Annotated in this window: 16 protein-coding genes; 11 read left to right on the plus strand and 5 right to left on the minus strand. The window is 43.8% G+C overall.

The features are described from left to right. Positions 1 to 47 precede the first annotated feature (47 nt). The 3 genes from AXK38_00625 to AXK38_00635 are packed head-to-tail and all read right to left on the minus strand — an operon-like array spanning position 48 to position 2,315. Positions 48 to 344 carry a rhodanese gene (locus AXK38_00625; GenBank protein AMH87899.1) on the minus strand — a complete coding sequence of 99 codons (297 nt, stop codon included), beginning with the start codon at positions 342 to 344 and terminating at the stop codon, positions 48 to 50. Continuing rightward, positions 334 to 1,989, minus strand: a complete 1,656-nt coding sequence (locus AXK38_00630) for a CoA-disulfide reductase (GenBank protein AMH87900.1) — start codon at positions 1,987 to 1,989, stop codon at positions 334 to 336. The genes AXK38_00625 and AXK38_00630 overlap by 11 nt, the downstream gene beginning before the upstream one ends. Before the next feature lie 20 nt (positions 1,990 to 2,009). Next, positions 2,010 to 2,315 (minus strand): sulfurtransferase, encoded by a 306-nt coding sequence (locus AXK38_00635; GenBank protein ID AMH87901.1) that lies wholly within the window; start codon positions 2,313 to 2,315, stop codon positions 2,010 to 2,012. A 164-nt stretch (positions 2,316 to 2,479) separates the two neighbouring features. On the opposite strand from AXK38_00635, the gene AXK38_00640 reads away from it, so the two are divergent. After that, positions 2,480 to 3,037, plus strand: coding sequence for an acetyltransferase (locus AXK38_00640; protein ID AMH87902.1), 558 nt, complete (start codon positions 2,480 to 2,482; stop codon positions 3,035 to 3,037). 45 nt (positions 3,038 to 3,082) lie between these two features. Here AXK38_00640 and AXK38_00645 read toward each other — a convergent pair whose 3' ends face one another. Then, positions 3,083 to 3,268, minus strand: a complete 186-nt coding sequence (locus AXK38_00645) for a hypothetical protein (protein AMH87903.1) — start codon at positions 3,266 to 3,268, stop codon at positions 3,083 to 3,085. On the opposite strand from AXK38_00645, the gene AXK38_00650 reads away from it, so the two are divergent. From AXK38_00650 to AXK38_00660, 3 genes are read left to right on the plus strand one after another with little or no spacing between them, the layout of a single operon-like run. Next, a complete protein-coding gene (locus AXK38_00650; GenBank protein AMH87904.1) occupies positions 3,254 to 4,018 on the plus strand; it encodes a phosphorylase in 765 nt (254 codons plus the stop codon). The two genes, AXK38_00645 and AXK38_00650, sit on opposite strands and share 15 nt — an antisense overlap. A 33-nt stretch (positions 4,019 to 4,051) precedes the next feature. Then, complete coding sequence (locus AXK38_00655; GenBank protein ID AMH87905.1) at positions 4,052 to 5,431, plus strand: potassium transporter Trk; 1,380 nt, start codon at positions 4,052 to 4,054, stop codon at positions 5,429 to 5,431. Between the two features lie 13 nt (positions 5,432 to 5,444). Further along, on the plus strand, positions 5,445 to 6,110 hold the full coding sequence (locus tag AXK38_00660) for a potassium transporter Trk (protein AMH87906.1): 666 nt from the start codon (positions 5,445 to 5,447) through the stop codon (positions 6,108 to 6,110). 91 nt (positions 6,111 to 6,201) lie between these two features. On the opposite strand, the gene AXK38_00665 is transcribed toward AXK38_00660, so the two are convergent. Next, positions 6,202 to 6,426, minus strand: coding sequence for a hypothetical protein (locus AXK38_00665; protein AMH87907.1), 225 nt, complete (start codon positions 6,424 to 6,426; stop codon positions 6,202 to 6,204). Positions 6,427 to 6,465: 39 nt separating this feature from the next. Here AXK38_00665 and AXK38_00670 point away from each other — a divergent pair, with 39 nt between their 5' ends. The 7 genes from AXK38_00670 to AXK38_00700 all read left to right on the plus strand — a co-directional run bounded on the left by AXK38_00670 (position 6,466) and on the right by AXK38_00700 (position 16,111). After that, complete coding sequence (locus tag AXK38_00670) at positions 6,466 to 7,482, plus strand: glycosyl transferase (GenBank protein ID AMH87908.1); 1,017 nt, start codon at positions 6,466 to 6,468, stop codon at positions 7,480 to 7,482. A gap of 115 nt (positions 7,483 to 7,597) precedes the next feature. Then, on the plus strand, positions 7,598 to 10,756 hold the full coding sequence (locus AXK38_00675; GenBank protein ID AMH87909.1) for a YSIRK signal domain/LPXTG anchor domain surface protein: 3,159 nt from the start codon (positions 7,598 to 7,600) through the stop codon (positions 10,754 to 10,756). A gap of 123 nt (positions 10,757 to 10,879) precedes the next feature. Next, on the plus strand, positions 10,880 to 11,578 hold the full coding sequence (locus AXK38_00680; GenBank protein ID AMH87910.1) for a two-component system response regulator: 699 nt from the start codon (positions 10,880 to 10,882) through the stop codon (positions 11,576 to 11,578). Then, positions 11,575 to 12,627 carry a histidine kinase gene (locus AXK38_00685; GenBank protein AMH87911.1) on the plus strand — a complete coding sequence of 351 codons (1,053 nt, stop codon included), beginning with the start codon at positions 11,575 to 11,577 and terminating at the stop codon, positions 12,625 to 12,627. Before AXK38_00680 ends, AXK38_00685 begins: the two co-directional genes overlap by 4 nt. A 194-nt stretch (positions 12,628 to 12,821) precedes the next feature. Further along, positions 12,822 to 13,433, plus strand: coding sequence for a 30S ribosomal protein S4 (locus AXK38_00690; protein AMH87912.1), 612 nt, complete (start codon positions 12,822 to 12,824; stop codon positions 13,431 to 13,433). Positions 13,434 to 14,035: 602 nt separating this feature from the next. Continuing rightward, on the plus strand, positions 14,036 to 14,842 hold the full coding sequence (locus tag AXK38_00695) for a hypothetical protein (GenBank protein AMH87913.1): 807 nt from the start codon (positions 14,036 to 14,038) through the stop codon (positions 14,840 to 14,842). 21 nt (positions 14,843 to 14,863) lie between these two features. Continuing rightward, positions 14,864 to 16,111: a toxic anion resistance protein gene (locus AXK38_00700; protein AMH87914.1), complete on the plus strand. Its 1,248-nt coding sequence runs from the start codon at positions 14,864 to 14,866 to the stop codon at positions 16,109 to 16,111. The last annotated feature ends 181 nt before the right edge of the window (positions 16,112 to 16,292 follow it).

The following is a 16,292-nucleotide window of genomic DNA, read 5'->3' on the forward strand; positions in this document are numbered from 1 at the left end:
TTACTTCATTTTCTCCTGAAATTGAGTTTTTGCTCAGTTCCTCTTGATTATTCTACTTGACCAGGCCAAGCATTCATGCCACCTTCTACGTTGGTAACGGTGAGGCCTTGGGAACTGAGAAATTTGCAGGCAGATGCAGATCGGACTCCTCCTTGACAGATGACATGATATGCATGGTCAGGTTTGAGTTCTTTGTATCCTTGTTCCAAGGTACTTAATGGAAGATTTTTGGCACCTGGTGCATGTCCTGCTTGGAATTCATGTACTTCACGGACATCGATAAGCTCTAGATTTTCATTTTGATATTTTTTATAAAAGTCAGCCATGCTGATATTAGTTTCCATATTCTACTCCTTCTGGCTTAGCCATTTTGTATAGTGAATAAGCGCCGTCAAGGTTTTGGACGGTAAATCCTGCTTGTTTGAGGATACGCTCTGCGATATAGCTGCGCAAACCACTGTGGCAGCTAACGATGTAGGCTTGGTTCTTGTCCAGTTCATCCAAGCGTTCCCGTAGTTCGTTTAGGGGAATGTGGATGGTGTCGACTTTGAGTCTACCACTTTGGAATTCACCACTTGTCCGTACATCTAGAAATTTCTTACCTTTAGCCAGTTCGTCTTCGAGCTGGTACCATTGAACATTGTCGCTGAGACCTTCGATAAGGTTCAAGGCTGCGTAGCCCAGCATATTGACGGGATCCTTGGCCGAGCCAAATGGTGGCGCATAGGTAAACTCCAATTCTGGTAAGTCAAAGACGGTGAGATTTCCCTTAATAGCAGTTGCTAGGATATCGATTCGCTTGTCAACACCTTTCTTCCCAACTCCTTGGGCACCGTAGATTTTTCCAGTGGTCGGGTCAAAGAGGAGCTTTAAGGTCATATCAGTAGCGCCTGGATAATAACCAGCGTGGTCTTTCCCACTGACATGAAGTGCCTTGTAAGGAAGTTGATTCATGCTAAGGATACGCTCGCTGAGACCAGTCGAAGCAGCTGTCATATCAAAGGCACGAACGATAGCAGTGCCGATACTTCCCTTGTTTGTACGTTCTAGTCCTGCGATGACGTCTGCCACTTGGCGTCCCTGACGATTGGCAGGAGAAGCGAGAGAGATGAGAGCATCTTGGCCTGTAATCTCTTGCTTGACGACGATGGCATCCCCAACTGCAAAAATATCTTTTTGACTGGTTTCATAATGTTCATCGACCAGGATTCCACCACGAAGTCCCAGTTCAATCCCCGCAACTTTGGCCAGTCCGTTTTCAGGTTCAACACCGACAGAAAGAATGGTGAGGTCAGAAGCAATCTTTTGACCATTTTCTAGAACGATGATATTTCCTTGGTCTTCAAATCGAACCGCAGACTGAGAAGTGATGACGCGAACGCTATTTTTGACCAATTCTGCTTGGACAAAGGCTGCCATTTCCTGATCTAATGGCGGCAAGACATGGGGTGCTTTCTCCACGATAGTAACTTGCAATCCACGTTTCGCTAGGTTTTCAGCCATTTCAAGTCCGATAAAGCCTGCACCGATAACGACAGCTTCTTTTGGATGATTGTCCAAGGCTGCCATAATTTCATCGAGATCGGGAACGTTGCGGAGCGTGTAGGCATTCTTAGCTTCTGCCAAGCCTTCAATGGTAGGAACAAATGGTTTAGCTCCTGGGGAGAGGATCAGCTTGTCGTAGCTTTCTATGAATTCCTGTCCATCGTGTCGCACCGTCACAGTGTGTTCTGCTGGGGAAATACTGATGACCTCTTGAAATGGTCGCACATCTAGATTAAAACGTGCTTTGAGACTTTCAGGAGTTTGGACCAATAAACTATCACGGTTTGCAATTTCTCCTGAAACATAGTAAGGAAGTCCGCAGTTTGCAAAGGAAACAAAGGGACCTTTCTCAAAAATAGTGATTTCAGCGTCTTCCATGAGACGTCTGAGACGGGTTGCTGCTGACATTCCGCCTGCAACTCCTCCGACAATGATAATTTTCATTGATTTTCTCCTTTATGCTTCTAGATGATTTTTCCTGTCCAAGCGCTCATACCACCTCGGACATTGATGACATCGTAGCCTTTTTTCTTTAGCTTTTTAGCAGCCATCTTACTACGCACACCAGAATGACAAATGACATAGAGTGTTTCTTTTGTTGTTGGTGTGTAGGAACCAATTTCGGTCAGAGGAACATTTTTGGCATTTTTGATATGACCTCTACGAAATTCCATCGGCGTTCGAACATCCAGTAGCTGAATTGGTTCCTTGAGTTTAGCTTCTAACTCGCTGGTAGAAATACTGTCAATTTTTGTAAATAAGTGAAACATAGGCACCTCCAAATATACCCTTATGGGGTATATTAAACCATGAAGTCAAGCTTTTGTCAAGCAAGTTGTTTTGAGAGACTGGAAAGAAGTCCTAGACCAGCTTATTCTTGACCTTTCAAAGCCTTTTTGATATGATGGCGTCAAAGTAAGTGTGAGGTGATAAGATGACCAGTGAATACCAGAAAATGATTGCAGGAGATTTTTACCGTCCATCGGACCCAGAACTGAGAGCCTTGGCTCAGGCTTCTCGCCAAAAACAGGCTGCCTTTAACAAGGAAGAAGACCCCTTGAAGGGAGCGGAGATTATCAAGACTTGGTTTGGGTCAACTGGGCAAAATCTCTATGTCAATCCACGACTGGTAGTCGATTATGGAGTCAATATCCATCTAGGGGAAAATTTCTACTCCAATTGGAACTTGGCCATGCTGGATGTTTGTCCGATTCGTATCGGTGACAATGCCATGATTGGTCCTAATTGTCAGTTTTTAACTCCACTCCATCCATTGGATCCGCATGAACGTAATTCAGGTGTGGAATATGGCAAGCCCATCACCATTGGAGACAATTTCTGGGCTGGAGGAGGTGTCATTGTCCTTCCTGGAGTGATACTGGGAGATAACGTTGTTGCAGGAGCTGGGGCTGTGATCACTAAATCTTTCGGAGACAATGTTGTCCTAGCTGGCAATCCTGCGCGTGTGATTAAGGAGATACCTGTGAAATAGAAGTAGAAAGAAACAGCAGATGTTGTTTCTTTTTTGTAAGTTTCATCATTTTTTACCCAACCCACATTTATTTGCTCTATATTTTGGCAAGTCTGTTTCACTAAGCAAGTTCAAAGCATCTCGTAAGTGGGATGTTTTTCTCCTCGGTTCCTCAGCTTCCTCCTTGACATTCGGTCCGCTTTTGATACAATAGTACAAAATTAGAGGAGGTGGGTTATGATTCAGAAACATGCGATTCCCATTTTAGAGTTTGACGACAATCCTCAGGCGGTTATCATGCCTAATCACGAGGGGTTGAATTTGCACTTGCCCAAGAAGTGTGTCTATGCTTTTTTGGGTGAGGAGATTGACCGCTATGCGAGGGAAGTAGGGGCGGATTGTGTCGGCGAATTCGTTTCTGCTACCAAGACCTATCCAGTCTATGTCGTGAACTACAAAGGTGAGGAAATTTGTCTGGCTCAGGCTCCTGTGGGTTCCGCTCCAGCGGCCCAGTTTATGGATTGGTTGATTGGATATGGTGTGGAGCAGATTATTTCAACCGGTACCTGTGGTGTGCTGGCTGATATAGAAGAAAATGCCTTTCTAGTCCCTGTTCGGGCTTTACGAGATGAGGGTGCCAGTTACCACTATGTGGCCCCTTCTCGTTATATGGAAATTCAGCCTGAGGCTATTGCTGCCATTGAGCGAGTTTTGGAAGCCAGAGAGATTCCCTATGAAGAAGTCATGACCTGGACGACAGACGGTTTTTACCGAGAAACGGCTGAAAAGGTGGCTTATCGCAAGGAAGAAGGTTGTGCTGTTGTGGAGATGGAGTGTTCTGCACTTGCGGCAGTAGCTCAATTGCGTGGGGTCCTCTGGGGAGAGTTGTTGTTTACAGCTGATTCCTTAGCAGACTTGGACCAGTACGACAGTCGTGAATGGGGTTCAGAAGCTTTCGAAAAGGCCTTGGAACTCTGCCTTGAGATTGCCTTTCAGTTCTAGCTCCTCTTCTACTTTTTATGGTACAATGGATGTATGTTATTCAAATTATTTGTGAAAAAACTTGAAAGAGTCTTTGGCGGACTTTCGCCAGCTCGTCGGATTTTTTTAAGCTTCGCTGGAGTTATTTTTATAGGCTCTCTCCTTTTGAGTTTGCCTTTTGTTCAGGTAAGTGGTTCTCAAGCCACTTATTTTGACCATCTCTTTACGACGGTGTCCATGGTCTGTGTGACCGGCCTCTTTACGCAACCGGTGGCTACGACCTATAATGTCTGGGGCCAGCTGATTTGTATGCTCTTGATACAGATTGGTGGCTTGGGGCTCATGACCTTTATCGGGGTCTTTTATATTCAGGGGAAGCAGAAGCTTAGTCTTCGCAGTCGTGAAACCATTCAGGAGAGCTTCGGTTACGGGGAGACTCGGTCGTTGAGGGCTTTTATACGGTCCATCTTTTTGACGACTTTTCTGGTGGAGGGCTTGGGTGCCTTTCTGTTAAGTTTCCGTTTTATTCCTGAGTTCGGCTGGGGACGAGGCATTTTTACCTCTATCTTCTTAGCTATTTCAGCCTTTTGTAATGCTGGCTTTGATAATTTCGGCAGTAGCAGTTTAGTGAATTATCAGACGGATCCTTTAATCAATCTGGTCATTGCTGGTTTGATTATCACGGGTGGTCTCGGTTTTATGGTCTGGTTTGACTTGGCCACCCAGCTAGGCAAGAAGAAAAAACGTCGACTACGTTTCCACACCAAGTTGGTCCTCTTCTTGACTGCAGGGATTTTGCTGTTTGGGACAGTATCCACACTCTTTACAGAGTGGCATAACCCAGGAACGATTGGCAATCTCAGTGTCCCAGAGAAAGTTTTGGTTAGCTTTTTCCAAACCGTCAGCATGAGAACGGCTGGCTTTGCCTCTATTGACTACACCCAAGCTCGGCCTGTGACCTTGTTTATATACATCCTACAGATGTTTCTCGGAGGGGCTCCTGGAGGGACGGCTGGAGGGCTCAAGATTACGACTTTCTTTGTCTTGTTGGTTTTTGCGCGTAGTGAATTGCTGGGCTTGCCTCATGCCAATGTTGCGCAGAGAACCATTGAGGCTCGAACAGTCCAAAAATCCTTTAGTGTCTTCATTATCTTTTTGATGACCTTCTTGTTGGGTCTGATGTTGCTGGGAATTACGGCAGAAGGAACACCGAGATTTATCTATCTCATGTTTGAGACCATTTCAGCCCTTGCGACAGTTGGGGTAACGGCAAATCTGACACCAGAATTGGGCAAGCTAGCCCTCAGCATTGTCATGGTGCTCATGTTTATCGGCCGTATCGGTCCCTTGACCTTGCTGGTTAGTCTAGCGGATTACCAGCCTGATAAGAAAGATTTGATTCAGTATATGAAAGCAGATATTAGTATTGGATAAGAAAGGAAGAACGATGTCAGATCGTACGATTGGAATTTTAGGCTTGGGGATTTTCGGGAGTAGTGTCCTGACGGCCCTCGCCAAGCAAGATATGAATATCATTGCCATTGATGACCATGCTGAGCACATCAATCAATTTGAGCCAGTTTTGGCGCGTGGAGTTGTTGGCGATATCACAGATGAGGAACTCCTCAGAACTGCGGGAATTGATACCTGTGATACGGTTGTGGTGGCGACAGGGGAAAATCTGGAATCGAGTGTGCTTGCAGTGATGCATTGTAAGAGTTTGGGTGTACCAAGGGTTATTGCCAAGGTCAAAAGCCAGACAGCTAAGAAGGTGCTAGAAAAAATCGGTGCTGACTCGGTGATTTCACCAGAGTATGAAATGGGGCAGTCTCTAGCGCAGACCATTCTCTTTCATAACAATGTTGATGTCTTTCAGCTGGATAAAAATGTGTCTATCGTGGAGATGAAGATTCCGAGTGTTTGGGCAGGTCAAAGCCTGAGCCAGCTGGATCTACGTGGTAAATACAACCTCAATGTCCTAGGATTTCGTGAACAGGAAAATTCACCACTGGACGTCCAGTTTGGTCCCAATGACCTCTTGAAAGAAGATTCCTATATCTTGGCAGTCATTAACAACCAGTATCTAGATGACTTAGCAGAGTTAAATTCGTAAGGAGGGGAATCCCTTCTTTTTTGATGTCCAAGATAGGAAATAGAGACCGGAAACCCTTGTATTCCAGTAAAAATCCTTCAGAAGCTGGACTTTATGGTAGAATAGAAAGAAATGACAAGAGAGAGTAATACTCTTCGAAAATCTCTTCAAACCACGTCAACGTCGCCTTGCCGTGCGTATAGTTACTGACTTCGTCAGTTCTATCCACAACCTCAAAACAGTGTTTTGAGCTGACTTCGTCAGTTCTATCTGCAACCTCAAAGCAGTGCTTTGAGCAACCTGCGGTTAGTTTCCTAGTTTGCTCTTTGATTTTCATTGAGTATAAGAAAAAATCAGTCCCCTAAAGGAGTAGATTATGAAGTTATTGTCTATCGCCATTCCTAGCTATAATGCCGCAGCCTATCTTCATTACTGTGTGGAGTCGCTAGTGATTGGTGGTGAGCAAGTTGAGATTTTGATTATCAATGATGGGTCTCAGGACCAGACTCAGGAAATCGCTGAGCGTTTAGCCAGCAAGTATCCTAGCATCGTTAGAGCCATTTATCAGGGAAATAAGGGCCATGGTGGTGCTGTCAATCGTGGCTTGGCAGAGGCCTCTGGGCGCTATTTTAAAGTGGTTGATAGTGATGACTGGGTTGATCCTCGTGCCTATCTGAAAATTTTGGAAACCTTGCAGGAACTAGAGAGTGAAGGTCAAGAGGTGGATGCCTTTGTGACTAATTTTGTTTATGAAAAGGAAGGTCAGTCTCGCAAGAAGAGTATGAGTTATGAGTCAGTCTTGCCTGTCCAGCAGATTTTTGGCTGGGATCAGGTCGGAAATTTTTCAAAAGGCCAGTATATCATGATGCACTCGCTGATTTACCGGACAGATTTGTTGCGAGCGAGCCAGTTCCAACTGCCTGAGCATACTTTTTATGTCGATAATCTCTTTGTCTTTACACCTCTTCAGCAGGTCAAGACCATGTACTATCTGCCAGTCGATTTCTATCGTTATTTGATTGGGCGTGAGGACCAGTCTGTCAATGAGCAGGTGATGATTAAACGTATCGATCAGCAACTCAAGGTTAATCGTCTTTTAATAGACCAGCTTGATTTATCTAAAGTAAGTCATCCCAAAATGAGAGAATATTTGCTGAATCATATTGAAATCACGACGGTTATTTCTAGTGCCCTGCTCAATCGAGCTGGAACAGCGGAGCATCTGGCCAAAAAACGAGAGCTGTGGACCTATATTCAGCAGGAAAATCCAGAGGTCTTTCAAGCCATTCGCAAGACCATGCTCAGCCGTTTGACCAAACATTCCGTCTTGCCAGCTCGCAAACTGTCCAATGTCGTCTATCAAATCACCAAATCTGTTTATGGATTTAATTAATATAAGTATTTTATAAGAGGGATTTAAGAAAAATTTTAACTTTTTCTTAATCCTTTTTAATTTTAGGAGATTATACTAGAGTCATCAAATAAAGAAAAACTCTAAGGAGAATCCTATGAAATTCAATCCAAATCAAAGATATACTCGTTGGTCTATTCGCCGTCTTAGTGTCGGTGTTGCCTCAGTTGTTGTGGCTAGTGGCTTCTTTGTCCTAGTTGGTCAACCAAGTTCTGTACGTGCCGATGCGATCAATCCAACCCCTGCTCAAGTTGGGCCAGATGCTGCTTCGGTGAGTAAAAAGAGCGACTTACCAGTAGGAGTTCTCAAAGAAGCAGTCGATACAGCTCTTCCTTCAGAACAGGTAGACTCAGCCCCTAAAGCAAGCTTGGATGCTACAAGCTCTCCAGAAAAAGTGAATGTAGCTGATAAAGACCAAGTGGTAGCGCCAAAAGAAGAAGTGCAAGCAAAACCAGAATCTAAGAAAGAAACAGAAGATGCGGTTAAACCTGCGACAAATCCTGCTCCTGCAGTCTCTGGACAAGACCGTGAAGCAAGTGAGGCTCAACCAGCAACTACCCCAGCTGAAGTACAAAAAGGTGTAGCTGACAACACTAAAGATACAGTGGATGTTCCAGCTACATACTTGGACAAAGCCAACTTCCCTGGTCCATTCACAGCTGGTGTCAATCAAGTTATTCCATACGAACTCTTCGCAGGTGACGGTATGTTGACTCGCCTTATCTTGAAAGCTTCTGATAAAGCTCCATGGTCAGACAACGGTTCAGCCAAAAATCCAGCCCTTCCACCAGTAGAGAAATTGGGCAAAGGCCTTTACTTCTATGAAGTAGACTTGGCAGGTACTCAAGGTAAGTCAGATAAAGATTTATTAGACCTCTTGAAACAAAATGGTACGCAAAGCTATAAAGCTACTATCAAGGTGTACGGTGCTAAAGACGGCAAGGCAGATTTGAGCAATCTCGTAGCGACTAAGGATCTGGATGTCAACTTGAACGGCTTGACCACTCCAGCTGAAGTTCAAAAAGGTGTGGCTGACAACACCAAAGATACAGTGGATGTTCCAGCTACTTACTTGGACAAGGCCAACTTCCCTGGTCCATTCACAGCTGGTGTCAACCAAGTTATTCCATACGAATTCTTCGCCGGAGATGGTATGTTGACTCGCCTTATCTTGAAAGCTTCTGATAAAGCTCCATGGTCAGACAACGGTTCAGCCAAAAATCCAGCCCTTCCACCAGTAGAGAAATTGGGCAAAGGCCTTTACTTCTATGAAGTAGACTTGGCAGGTACTCAAGGTAAGTCAGATAAAGATTTATTAGACCTCTTGAAACAAAATGGTACGCAAAGCTATAAAGCTACTATCAAGGTGTACGGTGCTAAAGACGGCAAGGCAGATTTGAGCAATCTCGTAGCGACTAAGGATCTGGATGTCAACTTGAACGGCTTGACCACTCCAGCTGAAGTTCAAAAAGGTGTGGCTGACAACACCAAAGATACAGTGGATGTTCCAGCTATTTACTTGGACAAGGCCAACTTCCCTGGTCCATTCACAGCTGGTGTCAACCAAGTTATTCCATACGAATTCTTCGCCGGAGATGGTATGTTGACTCGCCTTATCTTGAAAGCTTCTGATAAAGCTCCATGGTCAGACAACGGCTCAGCTAAAAATCCAGCCCTTCCACCAGTAGAAAAATTGGGCAAAGGCCTTTACTTCTATGAAGTGGACTTGGCAGGTACTCAAGGAAAATCTGACAAAGAGCTACTTGATTTGTTAAAACAAAACGGTACGCAAAGCTATAAAGCTACTATCAAGGTGTACGGTGCTAAAGATGGTAAGGCAGACTTGAGCAACCTCGTAGCGACTAAGGATTTGACAGTAAACTTGAATGGCTTGACTACTCCAGCTGAAGTTCAAAAAGGTGTGGCTGACAATACTAAAGACACAGTAGATGTTCCAGCTACTTACCTAGATAAAGCTAACTTCCCTGGCCCATTCACAGCCGGTGTCAACCAAGTTATTCCATACGAATTCTTCGCCGGAGATGGTATGTTGACTCGCCTTATCTTGAAAGCTTCTGATAAAGCTCCATGGTCAGACAACGGCTCAGCTAAAAATCCTGCCCTTCCACCAGTAGAAAAATTGGGCAAAGGCCTTTACTTCTATGAAGTGGACTTGGCAGGTACTCAAGGCAAATTTGACAAAGATTTGTTAGACTTGTTGAAACAAAACGGCACTCAAAGCTATAAAGCAACTATCAAAGTGTACGGTGCGAAAGACGGCAAGGCAGACTTGAGCAATCTTGTAGCGACTAAGGATTTGACAGTGAACTTGAACGGCTTAACTACCCCAGCTGAAGTTCAAAAAGGTGTAGCTGACAACACTAAAGATACAGTGGATGTTCCAGCCTCTTATCTGGATAAGGCCAACTTCCCTGGTCCATTCACAGCTGGTGTCAACCAAGTCATCCCATACGAACTCTTCGCTGGTGACGGTATGTTGACTCGCCTTATCTTGAAAGCTTCAGACAAGGCTCCATGGTCAGACAACGGCTCAGCTAAAAATCCAGCTCTTCCACCAGTAGAAAAATTAGGCAAAGGTCTTTACTTCTATGAAGTGGACTTGGCTGGCACTCAAGGCAAATCTGATAAAGACTTGTTAGACTTGTTGAAACAAAACGGCACTCAAAGCTATAAAGCTACTATCAAAGTGTACGGTGCGAAAGATGGCAAGGCAGACTTGAGCAACCTTGTAGCGACTAAGGACTTGACAGTGAACTTGAATGGACATCAGTCTCTTACTCCGATGCAATCAGGCTTCGTCCCATCTTCTAATGGTTCAGCTATGCCGGCTCCAATGATGAATAGTCATCAAGATGCGTCTAAGATGAACGCTCAAATGCCAAGTGCCAATCAAGATGAGATGAAATCTAAAATGCCAGCTGCTAGCCAGGATAAGATGGTGCATAGCAAAGAGCAGGACAAAACTATGAATGCTAGTCAGCCAATGGCAACACCAAGCATGAAACAAGATCAAGCTCCAGCAACATCAAGCAAAATGTCTGATGAAGGCAAGATGGCATCTAATAACAAGGTATCAAGTCCAATGATGGCTGATCAAAAGAAAGAGCAAAAAGACATGCTTCCATATACTGGTGAAGCCCAAACATCAATGGCTACTCTTGGATTCTTTGGACTCGCCTTGGCAGGACTATTAGGTGGCCTCGGTTTGAAAGCTAAAAAAGAGGAAAATGACTAGTCTAGCTACAGATTTTCTATCTAGGATTTGAAAAATCCAGATAGCGATTAGAATGTTCGTAAAGAGATTAAAATAGTGTTATACTATTGTGGTATAGCACTGTTTTTTTCAAAGGAGAGACAGATGGGAAAGACAATTTTACTCGTTGACGACGAGGTAGAAATCACAGATATTCATCAACGTTATCTGGTTCAGGCAGGATATCAGGTTTTGGTGGCCCATGATGGGGTAGAGGCCTTAGAAATCTTCAAGCGAAAACCGATTGATTTGATTATTACAGATATCATGATGCCTCGGATGGATGGTTATGATTTGATTAGCGAAGTCCAGTATCAATCTCCAGATCAGCCTTTTCTCTTTATCACGGCTAAGACTAGCGAGCAGGACAAGATTTATGGCCTGAGCTTAGGGGCAGATGACTTTATTGCCAAGCCTTTTAGCCCTCGTGAGCTGGTTTTGCGTGTCCACAATATCTTGCGTCGCCTTCATCGTGGAGGTGAGACAGAAGTCGTCAGTCTCGGAGATTTACGGATGAATCACAGTAGTCATGAGGTCCAAGTCGGAGATGTGGCGCTCGATTTGACAGTAAAATCCTTCGAACTTCTATGGCTTTTAGCCAGCAATCCAGAGCGAGTTTTCTCTAAGACAGACCTCTATGAGAAGGTATGGCAGGAAGACTATGTGGATGACACCAATACCTTGAATGTTCATATCCATGCTCTGCGACAGGAGTTGGCTAAACATGCTAGTGCAGAAACACCTACCATCAAAACCGTCTGGGGCTTGGGCTACAAAATTGAGAAAGCACGAGGTAGTCAATGAAATTAAAAAGTTATATTTTAGTGGGGTATATCATTTCAACACTCCTAACGATTATCGCGGTTTTTTGGGCTGTTCAAAAAATGCTGATTGAGAAAAGCGAGATTTACTTTTTGCTTGGAATGACCATCGTTGCCAGCCTTGTCGGTGCTGGGATTAGTCTCTTTCTCCTGTCGCCGGTATTTACGTCATTGAGCAAACTTAAGGAACATGCTAAGCGGGTAGCGGACAAGGACTTTCCATCAAATCTGGAGGTTCAAGGACCTGTAGAATTTCAACAATTAGGCCAAGCTTTTAATGAAATGTCCCATGATTTGCAGGCCACCTTCGATTCCTTGGAAGAAAGCGAACGAGAAAAGGGCTTGATGATTGCTCAACTTTCGCATGATATCAAGACCCCCATCACTTCGATCCAAGCGACGGTAGAAGGGATTTTGGATGGGGTTATCAAGGAAGGAGAACAGGACCATTATCTAGCAACCATTGGGCGCCAGACTGAAAGACTCAATAAACTGGTTGAGGAGTTGAATTTTTTGACTCTAAACACAGCTAGAAATCAGGCAGAGACAACTAGTAAAGACAGCATTTTTCTGGATCAGCTCTTGATTGAGTGTATGAGTGAGTTTCAGTTCTTGATTGAGCAGGAGGAGCGAGATGTCCATTTGCAGGTAATCCCAGAGTCTGCCCGGATTGAGGGAGATTATGCTAAACTTTCTCGTATCTTGGTGAATCTGGTCAATAACGCTTTTAAATACTCGTCTCCAGGAACCAAGCTGGAAGTGGTGGCTAAGCTGGAGAAGAACCAGCTTTCAATCAGTGTGACGGATGAGGGACAGGGGATTGCCCCAGAGGACTTGGAGAATATTTTCAAACGCCTTTATCGTGTAGAAGCTTCGCGTAATATGAAAACAGGTGGTCATGGCTTAGGGCTTGCGATTGCGCGTGAATTGGCCCATCAATTGGGTGGGGAAATCACAGTCAGCAGCCAGTACGGCCTCGGAAGCACCTTTACCCTCCTTCTCAATCTCTCTGGCAATGAAAATAAAGCTTAAAACCCCTTTACAAATCTAGCCATTCATGGTAGAATGGATTTTGTGTGAAATATCAGCAGGAAAGCATGAAGCTCGTCAACAGGTGTCTTATGATAAGTAACCTTGGCTGTTTAGGCGAAGGGCATCTGCACGAATCAGGGCTTTCTAAGTGACTATTTCCACCGAAATATTATTTATATCAGGAGGACATTCACATGTCACGTTATACAGGACCATCTTGGAAACAAGCTCGTCGCCTTGGCCTTTCACTTACAGGTACAGGTAAAGAATTGGCACGTCGTAACTACGTACCAGGACAACACGGACCAAACAACCGTTCTAAATTGTCAGAATACGGTTTGCAATTGGCTGAAAAACAAAAACTTCGTTTCACTTACGGTGTAGGTGAAAAACAATTCCGTAACTTGTTCGTACAAGCTACAAAAATCAAAGGCGGAATCCTAGGTTTCAACTTCATGCTTCTTTTGGAACGTCGTTTGGATAACGTTGTTTACCGTCTTGGTCTTGCGACTACTCGTCGTCAAGCTCGTCAATTCGTAAACCACGGTCACATCCTTGTTGACGGAAAACGCGTTGATATCCCATCATACCGCGTAACTCCAGGTCAAGTGATCTCAGTTCGTGAAAAATCATTGAAAGTTCCAGCTATCCTTGAAGCAGTAGAAGCTACTCTTGGACGTCCAGCATTCGTATCATTCGACGCTGAAAAATTGGAAGGTTCATTGACTCGCTTGCCAGAACGCGACGAAATCAACCCAGAAATCAACGAAGCACTTGTCGTTGAATTCTACAACAAGATGCTTTAATTTTAAGATATATCTTACAGAAAGCCTACAACAGTGGGCTTTTTGCTTTGTCTTAAAATGTTGATTTCTGGGTTTGTTTAGAGATTTGCTAGTAAGGTTATTGGTGTATCTGAGTCTATCTATGCTAAGAATTACGCGATGTTGATGATATAAATCTGGTATGATATAATATTTTGGCCCCCTCACTTTAATGAAGGGAGGTGTTATATATGCTAGAGTTATTTTCCCTTTTTACTTGTTAACTTACTATCTGAGCTTTTCAAGCTATGGATAAAGAGACGTAGTAAGTAGCATTTAACCCTTTTAGAGGGTAGCAAAAAACCCCATCGGTGGCACGGTGGGGCTTTTTTAGTTATATATGCTAGAAGCATTATTTTCCCTTTATGCTCTCATTCTAACACACCTCCTCCGATTTTTCAAGCTTTTGTTTTGATATTTCCTCAGAGTGTGTTTGTGGTTTGAGTCCGCTCAACTGAAATTAGAACACGCGCTTCTAGCCTCCATTCTACAGCAAAGAAATCAACTCTTTTCTAGGGGATTTCCGCCCTCATTTTTATCTTTTGTGCTAAAATAGACTTATAAATTGAAAATAAGGAATGTTTATGAAATCGGGTAATGGTTTTTGGAAAGGCTGTCTCTATTTTTGGGGCTTTTTGTTCTTATTGGGCCTTTTGGTTCAATATGCTCTACCGCTTGCGGCTTGTGTCCTGCTAGGCTATGGTGGTTATCGTCTCTATAAACGTTGGCGCTATCCACTTTTGCAGGATGCCTCTCTAGACGATCGGATTGAGCTTTTAAAAGCTCGGATTCGCCAGGCGGACAAAGATATTCAGCAGTTAGAGGGAGTCTTGGTAGAGAAAGGCTTAGATTCCTATAAGAGTTTGGCTAATCAAGTATTGATCGAACTGCGAGAAATCCATCAGGAGGCAGATCGTCTCAAGTCCTATATCGATGATGATGTCTATAATCGTATTGATAAAAAGGTTCGTACAGTAAGGGCAAACATCGATGTTCAGCTAGAACGTTTGGATAGGGAAAGTCAGGTAGACCTTGAAAATGCGGAGCCAGAGGAACTAGCTCCAGAATTATCCCAGACCTTGGCCAATATTGCTATTGACCATCAGGCTATTTTAGACAAGATTGCTACCTCTGCCGAGGGGGATAAGGAAGAATTGACGGCCATTCATAGTTTGAAGATGGAGAAATTCCAAACGATTTTAGAAGGCTATTTAAAGATTAAGGCCAATCCGAAGAACTATAATCGAGCAGAAGAACGTTTGCAACAAGCTAAAGCAGCTATCGAACAATTTGACCTTGAGCTGGACCAAGTCTTGAGAGAATTCAATGAAACAGATATGCGTGATTTTGATATCAGTCTGCGTATCCTAGAAAAAGATCGTAAAGAATAGGTTAGAAATAAAGGAGTAACCATGACAGAATTTAATTTCGATATTGACCAGATTGCCAATAATACGGTAGCTAAGGTGGATAAAACAACCCAAATCATCGAGACCAATACTGGCTCAGACAAAACCTTGACCTTCCTTGAGAAGCTGAGCCCTGAGCAGCAAGAAGGAATCAAGGCGCACGTGCCTCAGTTGGTAGACCAGTTTGTTACCAATCAAAATGCTCTCTTAGATTTTGGACAATCTGCTGTCGAAGGTGTGAACAATACGGTCAATCGTATCTTGTCAGAACAAAAGAAACTACAAATTCCCCAAGTGGATGATCTTCTCAAGAATACAAACCGTGAGTTGCAAGGCTTTGTCGTCAAATACAAGAACGCTGAAATTGCTGAGTTAGAAGAAAAGCCAAACTTTTTGCAACGCTTGTTTAACAAGAGCAAGAATACCCTACAAGAATTTTACTTTGACTCAAAAACAGTGGAGCAAAAGCTCGATAGCATGGCTGCCGCAGTGGTCAAGCAAGAAGATGTGCTAGCTCGAAATATCGTTTCAGCTGAGATGTTGATTGAGGACAATACTAAATCCATTGAAAATCTAGTGGGAGTGATTTCCTTTATCGAAGCTAGCCAGACAGAAGCTGGCAAGCGCGCTGCCGAACTGAAAGCTCAAGCTGACCAACTCGATACCAGTACGGTAGAATACCAAACCAAATCACAAGAATTGGCTCGTATGGCAGAAGTGGTCAATACCCTCGAACAACAGCACACTGAGTATGTCAGCCGTCTCTATGTTGCTTGGGCAACAACACCTCAGATGCGCAATCTTGTGAAGGTGTCATCTGATATGCGTCAAAAATTGGGCATGCTTCGTCGCAATACGATTCCGACAATGAAGCTTTCTATTGCCCAATTGGGTATTTTGCAACAATCAATGAAATCAGGTGTCGTGGCGGATGCCATTGTCAATGCCAATAATGCTGCCCTTCAGATGCTAGCTGAAACCAGCAAAGAAGTGATTCCGCAGATGGAACGAATTGCCCAAAGCCCGACAGTCGCTGTCGAATCGGTTACAAAACTGGCTGAAAGTCTGGTCGCTCAAAACCAAGGTATCGTCGCAGCTATTGAATTGGGACGCCAGAAACGTGCCCAACTAGAAACAACCATCGTCAAGTCCGCAGAAATGATCAACGATTCTGTCAAGCTACGCGATGAGAAAATCGTCCAAGCTCTTCTAGATCAAGGAAAGGCCGCTCAGAAAGAAGTACAAGAATAACACATAAGTCCCCTGTAATGTAGATTTGCAGGGGATTTTGCTTGTTTTAGTAGAAGTTTGAAGGTCAGGGAATTATTGCTAGATTTAGAGAGAATACCCTAGAAAACCTTTTCACTATTAGGCTTTTATGATACAATGGAAGGAAGTAAAGGCGCTGTTTTTTCGATGTCGCAACGCCTTG

The organism is Streptococcus mitis (assembly GCA_001560895.1).
GTDB classification, from domain to species: Bacteria; Bacillota; Bacilli; order Lactobacillales; family Streptococcaceae; genus Streptococcus; species Streptococcus mitis_Q.

Coding starts and splice junctions, on each gene's coding strand:
- AXK38_00645 (AMH87903.1), bottom strand. CDS start 3,268: ATGTTTCTGAATCATAACCCACCTCCTCTAATTTTGTACTATTGTATC.
- AXK38_00640 (AMH87902.1), top strand. CDS start 2,480: ATGACCAGTGAATACCAGAAAATGATTGCAGGAGATTTTTACCGTCCA.
- AXK38_00680 (AMH87910.1), top strand. CDS start 10,880: ATGGGAAAGACAATTTTACTCGTTGACGACGAGGTAGAAATCACAGAT.
- AXK38_00675 (AMH87909.1), top strand. CDS start 7,598: ATGAAATTCAATCCAAATCAAAGATATACTCGTTGGTCTATTCGCCGT.
- AXK38_00630 (AMH87900.1), bottom strand. CDS start 1,989: ATGAAAATTATCATTGTCGGAGGAGTTGCAGGCGGAATGTCAGCAGCA.
- AXK38_00655 (AMH87905.1), top strand. CDS start 4,052: ATGTTATTCAAATTATTTGTGAAAAAACTTGAAAGAGTCTTTGGCGGA.
- AXK38_00695 (AMH87913.1), top strand. CDS start 14,036: ATGAAATCGGGTAATGGTTTTTGGAAAGGCTGTCTCTATTTTTGGGGC.
- AXK38_00665 (AMH87907.1), bottom strand. CDS start 6,426: ATGAAAATCAAAGAGCAAACTAGGAAACTAACCGCAGGTTGCTCAAAG.
- AXK38_00650 (AMH87904.1), top strand. CDS start 3,254: ATGATTCAGAAACATGCGATTCCCATTTTAGAGTTTGACGACAATCCT.
- AXK38_00635 (AMH87901.1), bottom strand. CDS start 2,315: ATGTTTCACTTATTTACAAAAATTGACAGTATTTCTACCAGCGAGTTA.
- AXK38_00700 (AMH87914.1), top strand. CDS start 14,864: ATGACAGAATTTAATTTCGATATTGACCAGATTGCCAATAATACGGTA.
- AXK38_00625 (AMH87899.1), bottom strand. CDS start 344: ATGGAAACTAATATCAGCATGGCTGACTTTTATAAAAAATATCAAAAT.
- AXK38_00670 (AMH87908.1), top strand. CDS start 6,466: ATGAAGTTATTGTCTATCGCCATTCCTAGCTATAATGCCGCAGCCTAT.
- AXK38_00685 (AMH87911.1), top strand. CDS start 11,575: ATGAAATTAAAAAGTTATATTTTAGTGGGGTATATCATTTCAACACTC.
- AXK38_00690 (AMH87912.1), top strand. CDS start 12,822: ATGTCACGTTATACAGGACCATCTTGGAAACAAGCTCGTCGCCTTGGC.
- AXK38_00660 (AMH87906.1), top strand. CDS start 5,445: ATGTCAGATCGTACGATTGGAATTTTAGGCTTGGGGATTTTCGGGAGT.